This window comes from Paenibacillus prosopidis (assembly GCF_003337375.1).
GTDB classification, from domain to species: Bacteria; Bacillota; Bacilli; order Paenibacillales; family Paenibacillaceae; genus Pristimantibacillus; species Pristimantibacillus prosopidis.
Genome location: NZ_QPJD01000007.1, coordinates 294,588 through 317,832 on the forward strand (window position 1 = coordinate 294,588; position 23,245 = coordinate 317,832).

21 protein-coding genes, 2 pseudogenes and 1 riboswitch are annotated in these 23,245 nt (G+C 43.1%); of the genes and pseudogenes, 6 read left to right on the plus strand and 17 right to left on the minus strand.

The features are described from left to right. Window positions 1–63: 63 nt before the first annotated feature. Window positions 64–366 carry an ArsR/SmtB family transcription factor gene (locus DFP97_RS13205; RefSeq protein ID WP_114380449.1) on the plus strand — a complete coding sequence of 101 codons (303 nt, stop codon included), beginning with the start codon at window positions 64–66 and terminating at the stop codon, window positions 364–366. A gap of 139 nt (window positions 367–505) precedes the next feature. Then, complete coding sequence (locus tag DFP97_RS13210; protein WP_114380451.1) at window positions 506–1,696, plus strand: MFS transporter; 1,191 nt, start codon at window positions 506–508, stop codon at window positions 1,694–1,696. 63 nt (window positions 1,697–1,759) lie between these two features. Here DFP97_RS13210 and DFP97_RS13215 read toward each other — a convergent pair whose 3' ends face one another. The 6 genes from DFP97_RS13215 to vanR all read right to left on the minus strand — a co-directional run bounded on the left by DFP97_RS13215 (window position 1,760) and on the right by vanR (window position 7,920). Next, the gene (locus DFP97_RS13215) at window positions 1,760–2,311 is read right to left on the minus strand and encodes a VanZ family protein (RefSeq protein WP_114380453.1); all 552 of its coding nucleotides are present in this window, start codon (window positions 2,309–2,311) and stop codon (window positions 1,760–1,762) included. A 44-nt stretch (window positions 2,312–2,355) separates the two neighbouring features. Beyond that, entirely contained in the window at window positions 2,356–3,303 is a 948-nt protein-coding gene (locus DFP97_RS13220; RefSeq protein WP_181873501.1) for a metallophosphoesterase, read from the minus strand. Between the two features lie 17 nt (window positions 3,304–3,320). Continuing rightward, window positions 3,321–5,249 (minus strand): FtsX-like permease family protein, encoded by a 1,929-nt coding sequence (locus tag DFP97_RS13225; RefSeq protein WP_114380457.1) that lies wholly within the window; start codon window positions 5,247–5,249, stop codon window positions 3,321–3,323. Continuing rightward, complete coding sequence (locus tag DFP97_RS13230) at window positions 5,242–6,006, minus strand: ABC transporter ATP-binding protein (RefSeq protein ID WP_114380459.1); 765 nt, start codon at window positions 6,004–6,006, stop codon at window positions 5,242–5,244. The genes DFP97_RS13225 and DFP97_RS13230 overlap by 8 nt, the downstream gene beginning before the upstream one ends. Window positions 6,007–6,146: 140 nt before the next feature. Continuing rightward, window positions 6,147–7,220: a sensor histidine kinase gene (locus DFP97_RS13235; RefSeq protein ID WP_425453523.1), complete on the minus strand. Its 1,074-nt coding sequence runs from the start codon at window positions 7,218–7,220 to the stop codon at window positions 6,147–6,149. Next, window positions 7,213–7,920: a VanR-ABDEGLN family response regulator transcription factor gene (gene vanR, locus DFP97_RS13240; protein WP_114380646.1), complete on the minus strand. Its 708-nt coding sequence runs from the start codon at window positions 7,918–7,920 to the stop codon at window positions 7,213–7,215. The genes DFP97_RS13235 and vanR overlap by 8 nt, the downstream gene beginning before the upstream one ends. 166 nt (window positions 7,921–8,086) lie before the next feature. On the opposite strand from vanR, the gene DFP97_RS13245 reads away from it, so the two are divergent. Continuing rightward, window positions 8,087–8,518 carry a GNAT family N-acetyltransferase gene (locus tag DFP97_RS13245; RefSeq protein WP_245976188.1) on the plus strand — a complete coding sequence of 144 codons (432 nt, stop codon included), beginning with the start codon at window positions 8,087–8,089 and terminating at the stop codon, window positions 8,516–8,518. A gap of 759 nt (window positions 8,519–9,277) precedes the next feature. Beyond that, window positions 9,278–9,625, plus strand: a complete 348-nt coding sequence (locus tag DFP97_RS13255) for a winged helix-turn-helix transcriptional regulator (RefSeq protein WP_114380465.1) — start codon at window positions 9,278–9,280, stop codon at window positions 9,623–9,625. Between the two features lie 289 nt (window positions 9,626–9,914). On the opposite strand, the gene DFP97_RS13260 is transcribed toward DFP97_RS13255, so the two are convergent. The 9 genes from DFP97_RS13260 to DFP97_RS13305 all read right to left on the minus strand — a co-directional run bounded on the left by DFP97_RS13260 (window position 9,915) and on the right by DFP97_RS13305 (window position 20,061). Further along, complete coding sequence (locus tag DFP97_RS13260) at window positions 9,915–10,709, minus strand: SDR family NAD(P)-dependent oxidoreductase (RefSeq protein WP_114380467.1); 795 nt, start codon at window positions 10,707–10,709, stop codon at window positions 9,915–9,917. 267 nt (window positions 10,710–10,976) lie between these two features. Continuing rightward, complete coding sequence (locus DFP97_RS13265) at window positions 10,977–12,029, minus strand: helix-turn-helix transcriptional regulator (protein WP_114380469.1); 1,053 nt, start codon at window positions 12,027–12,029, stop codon at window positions 10,977–10,979. 150 nt (window positions 12,030–12,179) lie between these two features. Next, entirely contained in the window at window positions 12,180–12,416 is a 237-nt protein-coding gene (locus tag DFP97_RS13270) for a DUF2798 domain-containing protein (RefSeq protein ID WP_114380471.1), read from the minus strand. Continuing rightward, a complete protein-coding gene (locus DFP97_RS13275; RefSeq protein WP_114380473.1) occupies window positions 12,403–13,311 on the minus strand; it encodes a VOC family protein in 909 nt (302 codons plus the stop codon). Before DFP97_RS13275 ends, DFP97_RS13270 begins: the two co-directional genes overlap by 14 nt. Window positions 13,312–13,345: 34 nt before the next feature. Then, window positions 13,346–14,065, minus strand: coding sequence for an SDR family NAD(P)-dependent oxidoreductase (locus DFP97_RS13280; RefSeq protein WP_114380475.1), 720 nt, complete (start codon window positions 14,063–14,065; stop codon window positions 13,346–13,348). Between the two features lie 394 nt (window positions 14,066–14,459). Further along, the gene (locus DFP97_RS13285; RefSeq protein WP_114380477.1) at window positions 14,460–15,578 is read right to left on the minus strand and encodes a GerAB/ArcD/ProY family transporter; all 1,119 of its coding nucleotides are present in this window, start codon (window positions 15,576–15,578) and stop codon (window positions 14,460–14,462) included. Between the two features lie 40 nt (window positions 15,579–15,618). Then, window positions 15,619–16,692 (minus strand): Ger(x)C family spore germination protein, encoded by a 1,074-nt coding sequence (locus DFP97_RS13290; RefSeq protein ID WP_181873502.1) that lies wholly within the window; start codon window positions 16,690–16,692, stop codon window positions 15,619–15,621. A 23-nt stretch (window positions 16,693–16,715) separates the two neighbouring features. Then, window positions 16,716–18,212, minus strand: a complete 1,497-nt coding sequence (locus tag DFP97_RS13295) for a spore germination protein (RefSeq protein ID WP_114380481.1) — start codon at window positions 18,210–18,212, stop codon at window positions 16,716–16,718. A gap of 466 nt (window positions 18,213–18,678) precedes the next feature. Further along, window positions 18,679–18,765, minus strand: a riboswitch (cyclic di-GMP riboswitch). 72 nt (window positions 18,766–18,837) lie between these two features. Beyond that, window positions 18,838–20,061 (minus strand): MFS transporter, encoded by a 1,224-nt coding sequence (locus DFP97_RS13305; protein ID WP_114380485.1) that lies wholly within the window; start codon window positions 20,059–20,061, stop codon window positions 18,838–18,840. 160 nt (window positions 20,062–20,221) lie between these two features. On the opposite strand from DFP97_RS13305, the pseudogene DFP97_RS13310 reads away from it, so the two are divergent. Both DFP97_RS13310 and DFP97_RS13315 read left to right on the plus strand, forming a co-directional pair. After that, a pseudogene (locus tag DFP97_RS13310) lies at window positions 20,222–21,768 on the plus strand (sodium-dependent transporter). Next, window positions 21,765–21,875 carry a MetS family NSS transporter small subunit gene (locus DFP97_RS13315; RefSeq protein WP_114380487.1) on the plus strand — a complete coding sequence of 37 codons (111 nt, stop codon included), beginning with the start codon at window positions 21,765–21,767 and terminating at the stop codon, window positions 21,873–21,875. The pseudogene DFP97_RS13310 and the gene DFP97_RS13315 overlap by 4 nt, the downstream one beginning before the upstream one ends. Window positions 21,876–21,943: 68 nt before the next feature. On the opposite strand, the gene DFP97_RS31510 is transcribed toward DFP97_RS13315, so the two are convergent. Both DFP97_RS31510 and DFP97_RS32270 read right to left on the minus strand, forming a co-directional pair. Continuing rightward, entirely contained in the window at window positions 21,944–22,690 is a 747-nt protein-coding gene (locus tag DFP97_RS31510) for an ATP-binding protein (RefSeq protein ID WP_245976190.1), read from the minus strand. Window positions 22,691–22,771: 81 nt separating this feature from the next. Beyond that, a pseudogene (locus DFP97_RS32270) lies at window positions 22,772–23,212 on the minus strand (LytS/YhcK type 5TM receptor domain-containing protein); the annotation flags it as partial. Window positions 23,213–23,245: the final 33 nt, after the last annotated feature.

Consider the following 23,245-nt stretch of genomic DNA (forward strand, 5'->3'; position numbering starts at 1 on the left):
ATCCCATTTCGCCGATAATCTTATCCCTATTGACATATCGTGAATTATCGATATAATAAAAGTATGGATCCTATTGAAGTGTTTAAAGCGTTGTCTAACGAGTCCAGGCTGCAGATCTTACAATGGCTCAAAGAGCCGGAAAACCATTTTATCCCCCACGAAGGAGTTGATATGAGAAAAATCGGGGTTTGCGTTAGTCAAGTGACAGATAAGCTGAATATGACACAGTCAACAGCTTCACAGTATTTGTCCATTCTTCAACGAGCCGGTCTGATTCACACGGAACGTATAGGCAAATATACGTATTACAAAAGAGATGAAGAAAATATACGTAAAATTGCAGCGTTCTTTAATGGTGAACTCTAAATTACCCTGAATACTTGATACGTATTCAGTTTTTTTTCACACAACATATCGACATATCTAGATATGTGGTAATCTCAATGTGTTATAAAAGGTAATTTGATTTAAAATAACAAAACCAATTTAAGGAGACGTGATCTCATTGTCTAATACGTGGAAAATTTATATCTTGGCATTGGTAAGTTTTTTGGTCGGTACATCTGAGTATGTTATTTCCGGCATCTTAGATACGATTTCGGATACGATGGGGATTTCGGTTACTTCGGCAGGGCAGCTTGTAACGATTTTTTCCTTCGTTTACGCCATCTTTACTCCGATCCTCATGGCGTTGACGGCAAAAGTGGAAAGGCAAAAACTGTTGGTTACGGCACTCGGCATCTTCGTATTAGGGAATGTTCTCTCTTTTGTTCTGCCTGGATATGAGCTCTTTGTCGCAGCCCGTATCATCATGGCTTTAGGTGCCGGAATGGTCGTGGTAACAGCCTTGGACATTGCCGCCAAAATTGCCGCACCAGGTAAACAAGCAAGCGCCATTGCTACTGTAGTGATGGGATTTACCGCTTCCTTAATTATCGGTGTTCCTCTTGGACGAATCGTAGCGTCTGAATTCGGATGGAGGTCGGTTTTTGGTTTGCTGGCGCTGGCGGGATTGCTGGCGATGGTTGTTCTGTACTTTGCAATACCTCGAATCAAAGGGGATGCACCCGTTCCTTTGTCAAAGCAGCTTGCCTTTTTGAAAAACGGAAATGTATCGCTTGGACTTGGTATAACCTTCTTCTGGTTGGGTGGGTATTCGATCGCCTATACCTATATCTCGCCTTATCTCCTCGATGTCGCAGGCTTGAACGAGGGGATGCTGAGCGGCGTTTTGTTGGCATTCGGCATCGCCAGCTTAGTCGGATCGAAATTTGGCGGGTTCAGCACGGATAAATGGGGCGTGTTCCCGACATTGACCTGGGGAATGCTTTTGCACGTCGCCGCACTCCTTCTCCTGTCCATTACCGTTGCCTTCACCAATTCATGGCTGCCTATTGTTGGCATACTGGTTTTGTGGTCGTTTGCAGCCTGGTCTTCCGGTCCGACGCAGCAATTGAATCTGGTGCGGATTGAACCGAATTATTCTGGAATCATGTTAAGCCTTAACCAATCCATGATGCAATTATCCATGGCGGCCGGTGCAGGAATCGGAGGGATCATGATCGATCAAGTGTCCTTATCATCGATAACATGGATCGGAATGATTGGCGTCATCCTGGCGATCGTTGCTGTGTTTATGTTGAAGCTGCGGATGAGTGCCGGAAAGCAAGGGGCCCCGGCCCGAAGTGTTCAGTAAAAAGTATGCAGCCGGAATCAGATGGGTTCATCTGATTCCGGTTTTTCATTATTTGAAGGCAACCTACCCCAGTCGATACCGGTCTATCATACATCGAACAGCTTTCACATATGTCAGCCTTTTATAAATAAGGAAACCGAATACACCTCCGAGCGTGTTAGCGATGATGTCGTTAATATCGGTACTTCTGCCGCTGCCAAGCGTAACCCGGATAATCATTTGCATAACCTCAAGTGAAAGACTTACGCAAAGTGCAAACTTCCCGACACTAGCAGCGGTCCTGGATTTAGATCTCAGCAACGGCAGGCAGATTCCAAAAGGCACCATCATGAGAATATTCAGTAAAAAGGTCTTAACGTCAATGGTCAAGATCGGGATAAAATTAATACTGTTATACCATATTGTTTGGTTGGCAAATCGGCCGATATTCACTTCAATCGGGAAGAAGACCAAATGAAGAACAGCCAGGAAATACAGTGTAAACGTTAGGAGCAGGAGAAGCCGCTCCACAGAAAAAACCTTTCTTTTAAAGGTCTTGAAACCAAAGAAAATGGTTAGAACCAGAAACAGCGGAACTAAAATAGACCACGATGGAATCGTGAATTGTATGGACATTGGGGTCACTCCTTAGATCGAATCAAACGGGCGGATACTGGTTCTTACGCCTTTTTCAACGTAATCAATCCAACGGATGGCGTATTAAAGAGGCGAAACCTTGCGAAAGAGGGGCCGCTTGCGCCAAGTCCCGGGGAAACATACTGCGTATGCCCGTTTACGGTATGAACACCTCTTACATTTACTTTACCGGGGAAGAAGCCATAGCCCGGCGCATATAAAGGGCCGATGATCGGCAAATAGTATTGTCCTCCATGCGTAAACCCGTTAATGCTGAGATGCCAATCTATCCACTCTTCATCCGTTTCTCCGAGCGTTGTCGTACGGTAATCATGAAGCAAATCATTCTCGTGGTCGATTTCTGTAGGCTGGTGCGATACCTCGATGGTAAACGGATCGGATGCGTTGTTGTATAACTGGTCAAAAGCTTTTTTCGCGTCAATCATTTGCTGTGACGGACTGCCGTCGACAATTTCATTGATGCCCACATAGGGATTGGTCTTCAGCCAGATCGACTCTCCATTGATCGTGATTTTTTGACCGGGATATAACGGCTTTACGCCATACTTGGCGAACAGATCAAAGAAACGGTTGCCCGCGACAAGCGACGTAATGCTGTTGTTTACATCCGTATGGCCGGGGATATAATACATTTCTTTATCCTTCGGCATACCCCCCAGCAAATCCTCAAGCGGCTTCAAATGACCGCTGCCGTCAATAATATAATCTCCGGTAAAAAGTACGAGGTCATATTCCTGTTTCTTAATCAAGTTGACAAGCTTCTTCTGTTCGGGACCAAATGTTTTTTCATGCAAGTCCGTAATCTGAAGGATTTTATAGCCATCGAAGCTCTCCGGAAGTTCGGCATGAGAAAGGGTTACCTTGTCGACAACCACCCGGTTGTTATCCCATACAACATAACTAATGAAGCCGAAGCCCAGTAGGATCAGAAGAGTAAGACCCAGGCTATACATTTTAAGTTTAGTTTTCATAGAATACTGCTCTCCTTTTACTGTTTTGAAGGTGTTACGATTTTCCGGTATACCCGTTCTGTCAATAGAAATACTGCGCCGTAAATCATCACGAATATGGCTGCGGAAACGGCGCTGCTGTTTAAAATAATGACCCAATTGTCCATAAACGTGGTTTTCAGCAATTTGCTCACCATTGGAAGTGCAACGCATAGGTGAATCAATGCGAGCAGCAGTGGCGAGAAAAACACAATTAAGATCTGTCGGCGGATGGTGCTGCGGATTTCCTTGCTGCTCATTCCAACCTTCTCTAAAATGTTGAAGCGTTCCTTATCGTCAAACCCTTCGGAAATCTGTTTGTAGAAAATACTGAGCGCTGTTTTCGCGAGCAAAATCATGCTGATCAGCATCCCAAGAAACAGCAATCCGCCATAAAGCACCATAAGTGAGTCGCGGAATTCAAATCTGGAATTCACTTCTACACTGGAACGTTCTGCCTTTTTGGAAATGGCGTAGGAAAAATCGGATTTATCCCTTTCCTCTCCAGTTAAATCAAACTCAACATGCAGACCGGATGCACCATAAGGTCCAAATTGATCCGCCAAGAGTCCATCTTTTTGGGAAACCATATAGAGCCACTTCATCCCATAGATACCGCTGAAATCGTTATCGACTGGAAATTGTTTCAAATATTCTTTTACCCTGACCTTTTTCTGAGCAAAGGAAAGCGTATCCGAATGTACATTGGTGCTTCCTGAATATACAAGAACCTCGTCCTTGGCAAGGCCAATGTTTTGACTTGTTAGCTTGTTATACGATTCGAGCGGCATTAAAAAGAAATAGTCCGATTCGCCGTCTTCATCGAGATCCTCTGTAAAGCTACCCCCGGTGTATTGAAGGATGTTTGCCGTTTGAAGCGAATACTGCTTTTTATTTTTCTCGATAAATGCCAACAATTCGGACAGTTTATCTTCTTCGACTGCTTCCGCAGTGATTGAAACATCATGGTGATATTGGTTAGCCACCATATTGTTAATGCCAAAATAAAGAGAAACTGTCGTTGTCATGACCAAAAGTGTAGCGGTACTAAAGATGCAAATATTGGAAAGTCCTACGGCATTTTGCTTCATTCGATACAGCATGCCGGAAATTAAGGTAAAGTTCTTTGATTTATAATAGAAATTCTCGTTGCGTCGCAGCAGCTTTAATACTACGATGCTGACAGCCATAAATAACAAGTAGGTTGCTATCATGACGCACACAACGGCACCGATCATGATATCGGTGTCTTTCTCCGGGTCGTGAACGAAAAACGAAAGGGTGTAACCGCACAGAAGAAGTCCAGCGCCCAGACCTGCCAATAGCCAATTTGCCTTGGGCTCTTTTTCGCCGAGCCGCCCTCCCTTTAAAAGCTCCACGGCGCTTGCGGTACGAATTTGACGCATATTAAAGAAGAAAATCAGCAAAAAAATCACGCAAAAGGTAATGATCGTATTTGCTGCGGCTGGTCCTGATCGTGCACCCGAAAACGGAAGTTCTGTGCCAATGATTTTAGTCAATCCCGCCGTTACGAATGGATGACAGCCAATTCCAATGATCAGGCCGCAAGCAATCGAGGCAAAAGAGCAAATCGCACTTTCGATCGAAAGCACCTTGCGAATATGCTTTTTTTCAAGTCCCAGAATGTGATAAAGCCCCAGCTCTTTTTTTCGGCGCTTCATAATATAGCTGTTGGCATAAAGGAGAAAGAGAACGGATAGGGCCGCAAATAACCGAATGCCGAACTTCATGAAGTCAACGATAGCATTTCCGCCCGGCACGGTTTTCAGACCTGCATCCGCGCTAAGGTTGCTGGCGATATAATAAAGTGAGATGACAGTGACACAGGTGATCAGGTAAGGCAACATCATCGATGCGTTTTTCTTTAAATTGGTTACCGCCAGTCTTCGATAAAGCTTGTTATTCATTGTTTTTCCCTCCGGCCGATATCACGGAAAGGACGTTGAATAGCTGTGGTTTAATATCTTCATCCGGAAAGCGCTTGGAAACCTCACAGAGGATTTTTCCATCCTTAATGAAAAGAACCCTATTGGCGCACCCGGCGGCCTGAACGCTATGGGTCACCATCATGATGGTTTGTCCTTCACGGTTGATTTCGTCAAACAGTTTCAGAAGCTCTTCGGAAGAACGGGAATCCAGCGCACCGGTCGGCTCATCCGCCAAGATTAAGCTGGGGGATGTGAGTAACGCACGGGCTACTGCAGTTCGCTGCTTTTGACCTCCGGAAACTTCATAAGGATATTTCTCGAGCAGCTTCTCAATTCCTAATTTCCTAACAAGCGGAAGCAGCTTCTCTTTCATTTCTTTTCTGGAGCAGTCCGACAATACGAGCGGCAGAAGAATGTTATCCTTGATGTTGAAATTGTCCAGCAGATTGAAGTCTTGAAATACAAAGCCAAGATGGCCCCGACGGAAGGAGGATAATTCATCCTCTCTGATATCCGCGTAGCTTTTCCCATTTAATAAAACAGTGCCCTCTGTCGGCCTGTCCAGCGAAGCCATCATGTTCAGCAGGGTGGTTTTCCCCGAACCGGATTCTCCCATAATGGCCACATACTCGCCCTGTCTGACCGTAAAGGATATATTGGATAGCGCCTCGACTTGGTTTCCGCCAAACCTTGTTTGGTATATTTTTTTCAGGTTCTTCACTTCTAAAATTGGCATACATACTCTCCCTTTCATTTCCCACTAAGCAAAAAACACCCTTGCTTCGGTACCACAATCATACTCGAAGCAAGGGTGTTATTTATCCGCATCGTTTCACGGAAAACGGATTCTTTTATACAGAATTTCTTACGATTTTCCTACGAAAGGGGGAGCTCCACAGCAAAGCATATGGTATCGTCATGGCTGGTTGCCATAATGCGGCCTTCATGCAACTCTACAATTTGCTTTGCAATGGCAAGTCCAAGCCCGGCCCCGCCGGTGCGGGAGGAGCGGGAAGCGTCCAGGCGATAAAATTGCTCAAAAATACGTTCAAGCTGTTCGGCTGAAATCGTATTGCCGCTGTTCACAAAACTCAAGGTAACCGCAGTATCTAAAACAGTGGCCGTAATCTGAATCTCACTGTTTTCAAAGCTGTAGTTTACGGCATTGCGAATCAAATTATCAAAGACTCTTTGGATTTTGTCGGCATCGCATCGCAGCTCAAGACCCGCCGGCATATCTAAACGGCATCCGAGATTCTTTTCCGAGAGCATCGGCTGAAATTCAAAGACCAGCTGTTCCAGCATCCTTGTCAGATTGATTCTGCTGTAATTCAGCGAAATATAGGATAAATTGAAACGAGTGATTTCAAAAAATTCATTGATGTAGTCATCCAGCCGTTCGGAATTTTTTAGCGCGATCGCAACATATCGGTCATGCATTTCCCGCGAAATCTGTTTTTCATCTTTAAGTAGAGTCAAGTATCCGATAATGGAGGAAATCGGCGTTTTTAAATCATGCGCAAGATAAACGACTAAATCGTTTTTTCGTTGTTCCGCTTCACGGACAGCGATTTCCTTGGCTTTTATTTTATTTCTGACTTGATTGAACTGCTCCTGCGTTTCGAGCAGGATGGGGGACAGTTCCACCGTCTTGTGTTCGTCTTCACCGATGATCAGTACGGCCTCGGCTACTTCTGCCAAATAGGACACGAGCTGCTTCCATTGCACGCAAAAAATGATGAAAATACTCAAGGCAAAGCAAGCGGGGGCAATCAATAGGAGGCGGCCTTCAATCCAATTTAGCACACCATCTGACATGGGGTTCAGACCTTCAAGCCTTAAAATGATCAACATCCCCCCAATAATAAGGAAAAAAGTTATGGCCGCTAAAAAGAATAAGCGCAGAAGCATACGCCCCATCAAACGCTTTTGAATATCTTTTTTATTCAACTTTATAACCTACTCCCCAGACTGTTTTAATGAATTTCGGCTTTTTCGCGGGTTCATGCAGCTTTTCACGCAGTCTTCCGATATGCGCCATAACCGTGTTATTGTTATTCGTTAAAAACTTTTCTCCCCATACGGCTTCATATAGTTGTTCCGAAGAAACCACATTCCCTTGATGCTCGCACAAATACCAGAGAATCGAGAACTCAATGGGGGTAAGCGTTAATTCCTCTCCATATAAGGTGCATCTATGCGTTGCTTTATTGATGAGAAGTCCTCTGATATCGTATTCGACGACTTCTTTTTGCTCGGCTTCGATTTGCTGCTGCCCATTATACCTCTTGTATCTGCGAAGCTGCGTTTTGACTCTTGCCATCACCTCCATTGGATTAAAGGGTTTGGTGATATAGTCATCCGCACCGATGGTAAGGCCTGTTATTTTATCCGTATCCTCAATTTTGGCTGTCAGCATAATGACGGGATAGAAATATTTTTCCCGGATTTTACTGCAAAGCTTAAACCCGTCCAAATCAGGCAGCATAACGTCTAGTATCGCCAGATCCAGTTCCGTCTGTTCGATACATGCCAATGCTCCGGTTCCATCATAAAACTTATATACGGTATATCCGTCATTCTTCAAATAAACTTCCAGCAGATCCGCAATATCTTTATCATCATCGACAATTAAGATTTTTTCACGCACAATCATTCCATATCCTTTCCAGCCTGATTATTATAAGTTTGGTTGCCTATTGCGGCAATGTCAAGTCGCGTTACAGTTCGGAAATGCCGTTCTTGTAAAAAGTAAGCGGAGAACCCATAATAATCAGACGAGCAATAATGAGACGACATCTCGGGAAGAGAAGAGGTTGGGTAGCTATATGCTGAACATCCGGAAGATCGATAAAGAAACGACATGGGCAATAAGGCAGAAAGTTTTGTGGCCGGGCAGAGCTTTGGAGTACGTAAAACTCGAAGATGACGATGTTGGCATGCATTACGGCCTTTTCGTGGAAAACCGGCTTGTATGCGTGATTTCGCTTTTTATCGGTCCCGATGGCGCCCAGTTCCGCAAGTTTGCAACCCTGGAGGAAGAACAAGGAAAAGGGTATGGCAGCGAATTGCTTCGTTATCTTATAAACGAGGCGAGGCAAAGGGGAGTCGATCGTATTTGGTGCAATTCCCGAAAAAGCAAGTCCGACTATTATCGGAAATTCGGATTGGAAGAAACGAATCTGCTCTTCGTCAAAGGGGGAATCGAATACGTCGTAATGGAAAAATATCTGAGTTCACCGGAATAGGACCCAAGCTTAGCAGACCCGGACCTGTATATAGGATAAACAGTATTTCGCCGATTAATCCGATGTATTTCATGTAATCGAAAAACATTTTTCACAGTACTTGTCCATTCTTCAACGAGCCGGTCTGGTTCAAAAGAAGCGGATAGGCAAAGTTTAAATATATCGATTCATTTACTCCATGATCAGTGATCATTCGAATGGAAATACCTTTCGATTATTCGCTTCAGTTACCGGGCAAGCTCAATCCGATTCGGAGCAAGTATTGCAAGATGATCGATTCCGGTTGCATTGGATTTTCTTTGAATCGCTTTTTCTTCTTGCGCCAAAAATGAACGAGTTAGGTGTATCAACTTCCGGCCTGAATCATGTAATGTAAAGGTTTCTGTGCAGCTTCAGTATCACCTTGAATGAGTTCAGACATAAAACCTCCAAGATCCTCCGGATCGTACCAGTTCGCTCGAGCTACTCCTCTTGCAACACGTTCGCGTGTTCGAATTGGACCTATATTAATTCGTATATTCTAGGACCATTAGAATCTTGTTCAGCAGCCATCGTCAGCACAAGTGACTTTTTAGCGGTTGCTCCTGCTACCACAATCGTTTTCCCAAAAAGACTGTTCATACATATTCTCCTTTCAAATTTGGATTGTTGATGATGAATCTTAATGTTATTATAGATAATAAGATTCAAATGCGTAAGTACGCACTTATATGTGGGATACTATCATAAACGATACTATTGAAGAATGGAGCGGTTTACATGGAAAATATAAAGTCTGAAACATGCCGGAATGGTGTGGAGGCTTCATTGGAAATTATAGTAGGGAAATGGAAGCCAATCATTTTGCTTCATCTGCTGCATGGAGGAACCCAACGATTCGGGGAAATGAAACGACTGCTCCCGAATATAACGCAAAAGATGCTTACCGCGCAGCTTCGTGAGCTTGAGGAACAAGATATTATTGAGCGAAAAGTTTATGCCGAGGTCCCTCCAAAGGTCGAATATTCTATTACGGAATATGGGCGTAGCCTATACGGCATATTGCAGCAAATGCATGAATGGGGCGTATCCCATATGGAACATATGGCTAAAAAAAATTCTCGATAACCTTCTCGATTCGTTGTGGAATACTACAGCTTGTACTTAGCCGAATAAAACAAATATGCGTTCGCGGGGCACTGATTAGAGAAGAGGCCAGAGCCGGCCGCAGGCTTAAATATCATCAGCCTGCTTGCCGACTCTGGCCGGGCGATCCCAGGCGCATCAAGCGAATTTGAAAAAATCCTTGCCCGATATGATACGCTTGTTCAGATATTTTCGTATGATCACCCTCCCTCATACAGAAAAGGCTGTACGAAGCAGATATCCCGCACTTCGCTACAGCCCTTATAAAATGTTAAAAAATAGTCGGTACCATTCCCCCATCCATACGGATTGGAGAACCTTTAAATGCGGATGCATAAGGACTACATACAAATGTAGTTAGTCTACCTACTTCAATAGGCTTGATAAATCGCTGTATTTCAGATTGAGGTAGGTTTGTAGTCATAAATTTTTTCTCTTTTTCTGAGAAAGTCATATCTTCATTAGGGTACATACCCTCAATTATTTGATGCACATTTTCAGAGAGTGTTGGTCCTGGCATGATCGTATTGACTGTAACTTCTGTTCCTGTTGTTAATTTAGATAAGCTTTTTGACAATGATAATAGCATTGATTTTGTCATACTATACTGAGGCATTAGTCCTGAAGGCATAATTGCTTCTTCACTCGCAATAAAGATAATGCGGCCATAATCATTTTTCAACATTTTAGGTAAATAAAATTTAGATAATCCATTTGCAGCAAGAACATTAGTATGGAAGTATTTTTCCCATACTTCATCGTCAACGTCCTCATATTGCATAATTTCATAAATACCCATATTGTTAACTAAAATATCAATATTGGGGTATTTTTCAAATAAAGCTTCTCTTTGCCCAATATCCACAATATCGGCTGTAGCATTTTGAGGAGAGGTAGCCGGAAAATTTGACTTAATTTCATTTACAGTTCGTTCTACCTCTTCATAATTTCGTCCATTAATTAGTACATTAACACCTTCTTTGGCAAGTTCAATGGCGATTGCTTTACCTATACCTTTCGTTGATCCTGTAACTAAAGCTGTTTTATTGTTTAATCCCATATCCATAATACATTTCTCCTTTTAATTTCTTATTATGATTATAAAAAGTTAAAGCTCCCCTTTAATATGGCCCATATCATTCGTTTGTCACTCATTCACTGCAAGCTGATTAGTAGTCATTTTTAAAACACTCTTGTGCTCCGGATAGTGATTATATTACCTTGTCTGGATTGTTCAGTAACTAGCATATTGCGCCAAAGTTCTTGTTTAACACGCCAAATGATAAAACTCAGTAAATACTAGCTCTCTGCAGAATTGGTTAGGTTGGGAATTTTAATCATGAATAGTCGGCATTCCTAACTGTCCTTCTGATATCGAGTTTGTACCTAAATGTTCAGTACGCCAATTTGAAGGAGTATCACCTTCCCAATGGCGGAAGGCGCGGTAGAACGAGTTCTGGTCTTCATATCCAATCAAGAAAGCCACTTCTTTAATATCGAGTGAGGGGTCTGCCAAGTACTCTCGTGCCTGCTCATGTCTACCTTGTGTCAGCAGATGCTTGAAGCTCGTGTTTTCGTCAGTAAGCCGGCGCTGCAAGGTACGATCACTCATACTGAGCTCCTTCGCGACAGCCTGAATGTCGGGACGCCCTCCTGTGAGGCTGCGTTTCATGATCCATTTGACCATCTCGGTAATTGAGCGGCTGCGCTGCTGTTCATCCAACGATCGGTCCAGAACGGGAGTCAGGATCTCCAGCAACTCTTCGTTGTACGATACAAAGGGACGGTCCAGATCTCTTCGATGTAGCGTCAACCGGTTACATTTTGCACCAGTCCGGATACGGCAGCCGAAGTAAGCTTCAAGGGCCTGTACATCGCCCATTGAGTGCGTAAATTCGACGAACCGCGCCGTCAAAGGTTGACCTGTGCCCCGGCGCCCAAGCTCCAGAAGATAGGCCAGCGTGATACCAACCAGCATCGGCGGACCGGGTTGCTCGGTATACAGCCATTCCAGTTCGATTGTACAGTGCTCGCCCTCCTCGGTGATACGTAAGCTTTCGGGGGGGCACAGTTGTTTGTACCGAGCCATCCGGTTTAGAGCGTCGCGGTAGTCACGAGCGTGGTAAGTCGCTAAGACGGTTGGTGGGTACTTCGCTGTTTCAAAGACGGTCGCAAGCTTGATGATTCCTTTGGCAGTGTCACCAATGAGATCGGAATAAGCCTGCCAGATCGCGAAATATTGGGCGGTGGTGACTACTGATTCAGTAATAATGGTAAGCGGCAGTCGTGCTTTGCGAGCTACGTCGTGGGCGGCAATCCCTAATTTACGCAATCCTGCCCAAAATCCTGGCGGGATTTTAATACGGTCAGAGGTATAAGACTTCACACATATGGGCCTCCTTTATATAGAAGAGCAGCTCAGTAAAAGTTAAAAGTAACCGGAATTACCTTTAGTAGTCCTGGACCTCGATATAGAACAAAAAGTATTCCACCGATTAATTCCGATAGATTGGGGAATCATAGCATTGCTTACTCTTCATTTATTCTCTATAAACGAAATCTTCCTCATGATCTTACCTATCTGTTTAGGTAAGACGCAAGCTGCAGGAAACGCGATGAAAAAGGCCATTCCCCATGTCGCCAGCCATGTTCCAAGGAGCTCCAATTGGAATCCTGTATTGACCAATACCATGAAAAATGAAATGATCGCAGACATGCACAATGCCATGAGAAACGCGAAGGTGATACGCTCGTATTTTTTATTGATTTTCAATGGAATTACTCCTTTCCAAAATGATCTGATCCATATCGAGCAGTTCCTCGTGGTGAATGGTCGCACGCTGACTCACAACAATACCATTCCCCGCAGGATCGCGCACAAAACGAAAGTCGTGAGGAGATTCAGCCGTCATTTCCGTTAAAGCTTCATCATTAGGTGCGATTATTGAAAAATAACGAAGTCCAATTGCGGAAAGTTCCGGCCGTGGGCCGCCGTTACTTTCCCAAACATGAAATCCGAGATGATGATGATAATTACCGGAAGAGACGAATACGGCGCCCGGGATTCGCATCGATACGTGGAAACCAAGATCTCGGACATAAAATTGCTCGGCTTGGCTAAGGTCTGAAACCTTAAGAAGAACATGGCCGATTATCCTATCCATTGCGATTTCGGGTGAGTCAGATTGTAATTGACGGCTCATTTCCAAAAGTTGTTGTGCCAGCTCCTGGGAACTAAGCGGCATGTGCAGAACAAGCTCCTCCGGCGTAAAATCTCGGGTAATTTCAATAAGAATGCCATCAGGATCGTTTAAATATATCGATTCATTTACTCCATGATCAGAGATCATTCGAATGGAATAATCCCTTTCCAATATTCGCTTCAGATGCCGGGCAAGCTCAATCCGATTCGGAGCAAGGATTGCCAGATGATCGATTCCGGTAGCATTGGATTTTCTTTGTACCGCTTCTTCTTCTTGATTCAAAATGATTAACGGCTGCCCCGTAATCGTACCAATGACAGCGAACCGCTCGGTTTTCAATAATACATGGAGTCCGATAATCGAATGATAAAAATCAATCGATTTTTCCAAATTGGTGATGTTTAAAGACACATAACCGATAGGGAATGAAGAAGTCAGTCTATTTTCATCTAATACTTGTTCCATTTATACGTACCACCCTTCATTTGAGATAGTTGCATCAACTTCCGCGCTGAATCATGTAATGTAAAGGTTTCTGTGCAGCTTCAGTATCGCCTTGAATGAGTTCAGACATAAAACCTCCAAGATCCTCCGGATCGTACCAGTTCGCTCGAGCTACTCCTCTTGCAACACGTTCGCGCGTTCGAATTGGACCTATAATTAATTCGTATATTCTAGGACCATTAGAATCTTGTTCAGCAGCCATTGTGAGCACAAGTGACTTTTTAGCGGCATTGGTTAATCCGATGAGACCCGCTCCCGGATAAGGACTATCGGCGCTTAGACCGCTTAAATGAATCAGAGCCCCGTCCGTCTTAAGCAACGGAACAAGCGTGCGCAAAGTGCGGAAGTGGCTGGTTAGATTATCCTGAATGGCCTGCTCCCAAAGCTCATCGCTGACGTCAATCAGCCTTCTGTTTGCTTCGCCCCAGGTGCCAATGGCGACGACCGCTCCGTCTAAATAACCAAATCGCTCTTTCAATTTGTCGTAAACCTCGCGACTTCCCTCCTGGCCCTGATCAAGATTGACTTGCAGGGTGATTAAATTATTGGTATCAACGCTAGAGGAAAGATATACTCGTAATTGTTCAAGCTTATCCTCATTACGGCCAAGCGCGACCACTTTCGCTCCATGCTGGAGGAGACGCTTGGTTACGCCCTCACCAATACCTCCGGTTGCTCCGGCTACCACAATCGTTTTCCCAAAAAGACTGTTCATACATATTCTCCTTTCAAATTTGGATTGTTGATGATGAATCTTAATGCTATTATAGATAATAAGATTCAAATACGTAAGTACGCACTTATATGTGGCATACTATCATAAACGATACTATTGAAGAATGGAGCGGTTTACATGCAGATGAAGCAAAATGATTGGCTTCCATTTCCCCACTATAATTTCCTATGAAGCCTCCACACCATTTCGGCATGTTTCAGACTTTATATTTTGTGACATTTCTAATGTTTTCTAAAAACTCGTTTGATTATGCGTAGATTTTAGTTGACAGGATTGATCCGGTTGCGACGATCAATGTTCAACCTCGCCATGCATTCTTCGTTTGAAACAGCTAGGAAACCGCTATTTTAAACGGTCTGGCCGGCGTAACTATTTAGGCCGGTTTTCTTTCTTCGAAATGAAACGCCAACCTTTTTCTTATAAGCACGCATACAAACATAAAAGGGATATATGCGTAAATGAAATAAAATCCGACGGTTCCGTACAATTCGGAAATCCACTCAATTCTGCCGTGGTCCTTAATGAAATAATTCAACGTCACAGCCGCAATTAGAAAAACAATCAAACTTGGTCGCTGGCCAATGCGAAATGCGGTTTTCATTCCGCGGCAGGCCACCCATAGATATACTGAAATACCGGCTATAATATTTATAAACCATAATGAAACGAAAAAGTATTCAAGACTCTGAAGCAGCGGTACTTCAAAGATACTGATCATAGCCAATGTCGCCCATATACAATGCCGCAGCTGACCTTCGCTGAGAAACATAAATGCCAGGATTAAGAGAACCAAATACAAAAATGTAACAAATATCACGATAATATGCGCCCATTTTTGCGACTTTGCCGGTGTTTTTATAAACGGATAAAATAAGAGAATCGTCTCGAGCCCCAAATATTGAAACACCATGGTTTTTGAAGAGAGTAAAATATCGGTTGCCGAATGGTTCAGCAGCGGCAGCAAGTTTAACGGATGCAAAAACGGCAATGTCAGTAAGACTTGAGGAATAACAGAAGGTAAGGAAATCAATATAGTCCAAACGCCGATTGCTGTAACGGATCGGAATCCGCCGGACACAGCATAGTATATAAGCAGAGCGATAATGATAGTGAGGGGCAAAATGTTCATTCTTGGAAATAGCCAAATTTGAACCATTTCAATATAGACTTTAAATTTAACAAATGCCCCGTAAACAAAATAAAGAACAACTGCCAGGTTTACAAAGTTGCCCAAAAATTTCCCGAAAAGCGTATGGTTAAGTGAGATTATTTCTTGATCATTACGATTAGATGATAATATTTTGTAAATCATCCATAAGATAACGTGAATGCTAATACCCGTCAAAATAACGGATATCCATGCGTTATAACCGGCATGCTGAATTAATTTAGATTGGTAATTCAGAATTCCAACTCCCACAATGCTGACATAAAGAGGGAAAATGATTAAGTAGGGAGATACCATGTATTCTTCGCTGATTTCATTTCTCACTTAAATGCCGCCTCCCAAACTTTAACATTGCTGCCGTCACTCACCGACCGGTCTGGACAATGGTAACATTAACGCTTACTGTTGTTTTTAATGCCTCATAATGATCTTGAAAATCCCGATCATCCCATTTATATGATCTGCTTCTTATTAGATCGCCAAAGCCTACCGGGTCCACGTTATTTCTTTTGCATAACGATACAAACTTTTGAATTTCTTTTTCAAAATATGCCTCCATCATTTTCTCAAGCCATACACGTTGATCCTTCGATGCAAGATTAATCCATTTAGGAACATCTCTAACTTGTGCGTCCAATTTCAAATGGATTGAAACGCATGCCGGAGGTCCGATGCTAATCACCTTAAATGTTGACTTAGAACCGATACTGTTCATTAAGAAGTAATCGCCGCGGTTTTGATTCGGTCCCCTCACAGGAACCATGATGCTCCCATTCTTTGAGTTTTCCAGCAGCATCTTCAGTAAGAATGCTTCCCTTATACTGATTTTGGTTTTGAATTTATCGCCTTTGAACAAAGCTAAACCGTCGATTTTTATTTCTCCGTGTTCTACTGTGAAATACGGTAAGAAGACATCCCGTCCTTCGCCGAAAAAATTAAAAAAAGTTACGTGAAGGTTCGTCAACGGAAAATTTCCGCTCCTAATATTCTGCTTAATCATATCGAATAAAAAATATGGATCACGTTTGTTCTCGGTTACGTTCAATATTTCCAAAGCGTCTCTATCCGCAACACCGAGGTGAGTTCTGAGTGATATTTTGGGATCGCGGATTAGACTGGTGATTGCTGTTTCGATACCTTTGCGCGCGAACGTTTCTCCAAACAGCGCCATTCTCAGCTGTCCATATTCAATCGGGAAATCAAGCTTTGTATTTAGCCTTGGCATGCTGTCGTACATGGAGTTCGACTCCGTCACGAAAAATTCTAACTTCGTTTTTCCTACTTCTTCGTAATTGGTAATAAGAGCAGCGCTTTGTATTCCATTCCGGGCGGCATCGTAACCGACGGTTTGGATAAGTTTAATATTATTCACAATATTTTGATCGCCGCACGCGGTAATCAATGTACTTAGAACGATAATCAGAAAAGCTTTTCTCATATCCATAATCCCCGCTTTCTCTCTCATTTATCGTGAAAATCGTTCTTCTTCCGTTTAACCGGCTCAGGTTTGTACCTAATTAAAGAATGTGGTTTTAAGAACCGCATCCTATGATTAAGAAATTGAAACGACGGACGTATAAAGCTGTCTTTAAGATCCTGGACCCGTAAAGGATATATTGGCACGATATACGGAACGCCTAATGAGGTAAGACGGGTAATATGGACGAGCAGAAAAACAATCCCGATAAACATGCCTAGTCCGCCCCATAAAGCTGACAAAACGATCAAGGGGAAACGTAAAAACCGTATCGTATTCGACATCTTATAAATCGGTGTCGCAAACGAGGCCAACGCCGAAAAGGCGACGATGATGACCAGAATATTGCTTGTCAAACCGGCTTGGACAGTAGCCTGTCCAATTATAATACCTCCTACGATACCTAATGTTTGACCGATCTTTGTCGGCAATCTGGCGCCGGCTTCCCGGAGAAATTCGATTGTAATTTCCAAGAAAAGCACTTCAATCAGAGGGGGGAACGGGACATTTTTTCTGGAATAAATTAGCGGCTCCAACAAATCTCTCGGGATGACCTCGTAATGGAAAGTGGTTATGGCGATATACATTGACGTTGCAAATAAAGAAAAAACAACTCCGAAAATTCGAATCAGCCTAAAAAAAGAACCCAATAACCAAGACAAATAATAATCTTCCGGGGAAATGAAAAACTGAAACAATGTAGAGGGCGCCATAACAAAATAAGGAGAACCGTCGCTTATGATCGCAACTTGCCCGCTGATCAGGCCAAACACTACCCGGTCTCGGCGTTCCGTAGTCACAAATAACGGAAACGGCGTAAACGAGTTGTCCGAGATGAATTGATCTAAAACAGACGTATCCCAGATAATGTCATAATCGATTTGGTTCAGCCTTTGCTCTGCGGTTTGAACGATCTTTTCATTGGTCACCCCGTCGATGTAAATAATCGCGACTCTTGTTTTGGATGCTGATCCCATCGTTACTTCTTTTACTATTAAGTTTGGGATGTTGATTTGCGCTCTTAACAAGCGGATGTTCGTATCCAGGTCCTCGACAAACCCGACCTTCGGTCCGACAACACTGAACTCGTTTTCGGTATCGTTGTTTTTTCGTAATCCTTCTTTACTCGCAACATTAACCAGCGCACATTTCCGATCGTGTTGATCAAGCTGGGCAATTACATATCCTTTCAGCAGCTTCGCTTGAATGTCATTAACCTGATCCGTTATTTCAACATCATCAATCGGAATCCAAGCTTTTAGATCCTCAAGCTTCCGGAGCTCGGAATCCAATGCACGGTTTTGCACCGGAAGAATGACATTGGACTGCAGCAGATTCTCGTCGATCAACGTTTTGAAATAGGAGATGCTTACTTGTTGATCGGCAATAGAAATTTGACTGGTTGTAAAGTCGCTAGATTGCCCAGATAGATTTTTTAATTGGTCGATGTCCTTGAAGTCCGTTTTCAGCTTATTCATCATATTTTCCACTCATATTTGAATTTGATGATGGTATTTTTTGCACAATAACTGTAATTTATTCACTATCGCTCGGTGGGTGCCGGAAGCTTGGCATGAAAAAGAGCACCTTCCAAGGTGCTCTTTCATCATGGCTATCGATCATTGCTTCTAATATCTCGAAATAATCCCTTCTTTAATGAACTCTTGTATCGTTTTTATCGGTATTCCCGTCATTTTATGTACCTCTAACAAAGTAGGCTTTGAATGATTCCTTAAATAAGTTTTCACCTTTTCAATATCGTCTTTTAGTTCATCCGTACAAATCATGCAAAAAAAAGATTGTCTATTAAACATCACTTGCCCGCATTTTGTGCAGTTCGTTATACCCATTCGTATGAGCTTCCTTTCCTAGACGGATTTTAGAAAAAGAACGCAAAAAGAGCTTACCCGCGTTGCGCATAGATAAGCTCAAATAAGTTTAGCTTCTATTGGCAACTGGCTGGCATAGTTTAAAAAAACGTTAGCCCCTGTAGCTTTGCGTCATCATCTTTCAATGATTTTGCCTTTATCAAATTTTCAAAGTATCTCTTCTACTATTCCTTCTACTATAATAATCCAATTATATAGTGTTTTACAAGTTTCGATATTATTCGACATTCCTATCTACGGTATAGCGAACCATTGTCCGCTTTTTACGTGCGCTTAAACCCTGCATCATGATCAACAGTCCGGCTAAAGAAAGTATCATGCCTGACGTCACGAATATCCAATGAATGCCCAGAAATAAACCAAGACCGCCGCCGATCAAAGGGCCCGCCATGGAGCCAAGCTGATTGGCGCTTGCCGTCAAGCCAAACGATCTTCCCCGGAATTCTTCCGGCGTGCTCTGCACAAACAAAGTATTGACGGTTGGAGCAATGCCCGCTATGAATAACCCGAATACGAATTGTACGAAGGTAAATAACCACAGCTGATCTACAAAATACTGAAAACAGACGACAAGCCCCGATCCCGCCAAACAAAACGATAGCATCCGCATATACCCGAGCCGCTCGCCGGCCCTGCCCCATAGCGGTGAAGCAATAATTCCAGCTATACCGATCAATGAAAAAACATATCCTGACGTTAACACGGCATCCCGCACGTTACCCTGAAGGTCGGCGATATGCAAGGTGAGCAAAGGCTGGATCATATTATAGGCTATTTGAAAGACAAGCAGCAGCAGAAGTAAATTCCTTAAGGTAGGGCTTGAGATTACGAGTTTAAAATTGCCCCAATAGGTCGACTTGTTCCCCCCGGTTCTCGTATGACCTTCCCTGACCCAGAAGATAACCGCAAGCGTGGCCGTCAGAATGATCGCTCCCGCAACGACAAATGACATCCGCTGCCCAAAAGCTGTCGCGAGCAGACCGCCGAAGAAAGGACCTAGAATTCCCCCTGTCATCGTTCCCGCTTGCATAATACCAAGACTCCAGCCCATCTTGTCCCGCGGCGCTACTGATGCTACGATCGCCATTGATGCAGGAACAAATCCTCCCACAAACCCATGAAGCATGCGAACCGCCATCAATTGCCAGGGGGATTGTACTGCCGCAATCAACGCATAAATGATCGCCAAGCTTATGCCTGCGCGAATGACCATTTTACGTTTGCCATATTTGTCGGCCATCGAGCCCCAAAAAGGGGCCATCACTGCTCCGACGAGAAAAGCGGATGAGTGCACGATTCCTGCCCATAAGTTTACCGATGATTTACTAACGCCGAGTTCGAACAGGAAAAGCGGGAGAAAAGGAACCGCCATCGTATAACTGGCACTGCAGAGCAGCACACCCTCCCATAAGATCCACATCGTTCGCTTCCATGTTTGCATATAACCGCTCACATCCAATTCGTATGTTTGATCGGAGATGGTATTATTTTAATAAGTATACAATGATTATAAAAGCGTTTAATAGGTTCAATATAAAGAATATCATGTTATAATCTCATATGACGTTTTTATATTCATTAAATAAGGAAGTGATAACTAATTGGAAGAACAACGTGAACAGTGGGGCTCCCGGGCAGGTTTCATACTGGCTGCAATCGGTTCTGCGGTCGGTCTGGGCAACATCTGGAGGTTTCCGTACGTAGTATACGACAATGGAGGAGGGGCATTTTTAATCCCGTACTTCTTCGCATTAATAACGGCAGGAATTCCGATCTGCTGTTGGAATTCGGAATCGGGCGGACAGGACGAGGATCCGCGCCGTTGTCACTGAGCAGGCTATCCCGTAAGTTCGAGTGGCTCGGCTGGTGGCAGGTTCTGATTTGTTTTGTCATTACGACCTATTATGTGGCGATTATTGCTTGGGCGATCAGCTATTTCTTCTACTCGTTCAACTTGAGCTGGGGAGAGGATACGGAGGCATTTTTGTTTGGTACCTATTTAGGGGTACCCGACGATGTTGTAACGGAAACAGGATGGAATTTCGGAGGCTTGCAGTGGCATATTCTGATCCCCCTAATCGCTGTATGGGCAGGGACGTATTATGTGCTCTACCGCGGCGTAAAGAAAGGCATTGAGAAGGTTAGTAAACTTTTTATCCCTATTCTGTTTGTTATCATGATCTTGTTTGTTATCCGTGCAGTTACGCTGCCGGGTGCGGCTGTAGGCTTAAATCACCTGTTCACGCCGAATTTCGGAAAAATACTGCCGGAATTTCTCGGGGGCACAAATCCGGAATGGCATAGAGTATGGATGGCGGCCTATGGGCAAATTTTCTTTAGTCTTTCGGTTGCGTTTGCGATTATGATCACCTACAGCAGCTATCTCAATAAGAAACAGGAAGTTAACAACAGCGCATTTATTATGGCCTTCAGCAACAGCGGATTCGAGTTTCTTGCCGCAATCGGCGTATTTGCAGCGATTGGCTTTATGGCGGTGTCCTCAGGCAGCGATGTGAAAGATGTGGCTGATGCAGGCGTCGGTCTTGCTTTTGTCGTATTTCCAAAAATCATTAACGCCTTCCCTGTACTAAACGGTTTGTTCGGAGCGCTCTTTTTCCTGTCGCTCATCATTGCCGGTTATACGTCTTTGATCTCCATCATTGAAGTGTTGATTGCTGCCTTGATGGATAAATTCCGTTTGACCCGTAAAGCAGCCGTGAATTGGGTCATCGGCATTTGCGCGCTCATTAGCATTATTTATACAACCGGAGCCGGTGCGGTGCTGCTTGATATCGTGGACCATTTCATTAATAACTTTGGTATTGTCATTGCAGGCCTGCTGGAAGTGATCCTTATTGGCTGGTTCGCTAACATAACACGCATTCGGGAGGATAACAACCTGGTTTCCGACTTCCGCGTAGGCGTTTGGTGGAACGTGATGATTATGGGCATGACCCCGATCGTATTGCTATTCATGACCGTCAAGAACTTCCAATTTGAATTCTCGGAAGCGTACGAAGGCTACCCGTTTCATGCGCTGCTTATATTCGGTTGGATAATGGTCGGTATGACTCTGTTAATCGCATTTTGCCTCGCATACGCGTTCAAATGGAAAACAGATTATAAACAGGAGGTGTCCCGTTCATGAGTGGAGCGGCGATTGGCATGTTTCTGTTCGGTGCGGTCTTTCTGTGGGGCGGTCTAGCTCTTACGATTGCAATAGCAATAAAGAAAAATAAAAAGCATAATGCATAGAAATAAACGCACAAAAACCCTGACCTCTTACAGGTCGGGGTTTTTGTGCTGGAGGAGAGAAGCTAATGTCATCTATTCGGGAAAATAAGTTTAAATTCCGTGCCTTTTCCTATTTCACTTTTAATTTCGATTTTTCCATTCATCTTTTTTATGATACCGAATGAAACCATGGTTCCGAGTCCGGTCCCTTTTTCCTTTGTGGAGTAATAGGGGGTTCCAAGCCGTTTGATTTGCTCTGAAGTCATACCGTTACCCGTATCACTGATGACAATCACAACATGATCATTCGATTTATTAGTCTTAAGCTCTAAAACACCGCCGCCCTGCATAGCCTCAATAGCATTCTTGCCAATATTAATTAAAGCCTGCCGAAATTTATATCTGTCTCCGACAATAATAAGCGAGTTGTCTTTCAATTTGGTTTCATTTATTTGTATATTATTGTAATTCGCATAAGTCAGAAGAACATTCGATAAATAACTGATTTCGTCATTAATATTAATTTTTTCAATCACTTCAGGATCCGGTTTTGCAAGCGAGAGATAATCAGTAATAATAAGCTGCGCACGGTCTAATTCCTCAAAGCATATTCTTTTGTAAAAATCCTTCTTCTCTTTATCTAAATATGCCGTTCCCAGCAATTCGATAAAACCCCTTACGGTTGTAAGCGGGTTGCGAATCTCATGAGCTACGGAAGCGGCCATATCGCCAACAATTTTCATTTTCTCGCTTTTGATAACCTCTTCTTGCATGTGAAAATATTTGTTTAGAAATTCAATTACATACACGCATAGACCAACAATGATTCCTTGCAATACATATGTCTCCAAGGTTGCTAGCGGTTTATCGAATAATAGTTCGGTTCTACCCGTCCATGAGAGATATATTGTAAAGGTTATCAGTTTAATAAGCGAACATAAAATAACCGATACGATTATTTTGTAAGTTAATTTTAAAGAACTGTACACTTTATAAACAAAGACGAATAAGACAAAACTAGGCAATAAGGCAGCAATATAAATGAATTCGTTTGGACTTCCAAGAAAATGACGGCATAAAAGAACAGTGAGATATAATAAAATGGAAACCGGTAACCCTCCATACAAAGAACCGATTATCAATGGGATCGAACGGAAATCATAGATTAGTCCATTAAGATGTATCGGAAATGACATCGTTGAAATAATGGCTATTGAAAAGAGAATATACAACAAAAACCGGTATAATAGAATTCTGCTTTTGGTTTTATGTATATAAGGATAAAAAAACAGTGGGGTAAAGATTATGAAAATGTTCAATAATAAATCTTTGAAATAGCCTATCATAAAGGCCCCCATCTTACATCGTATAGTAATTTACTCATCCAATTG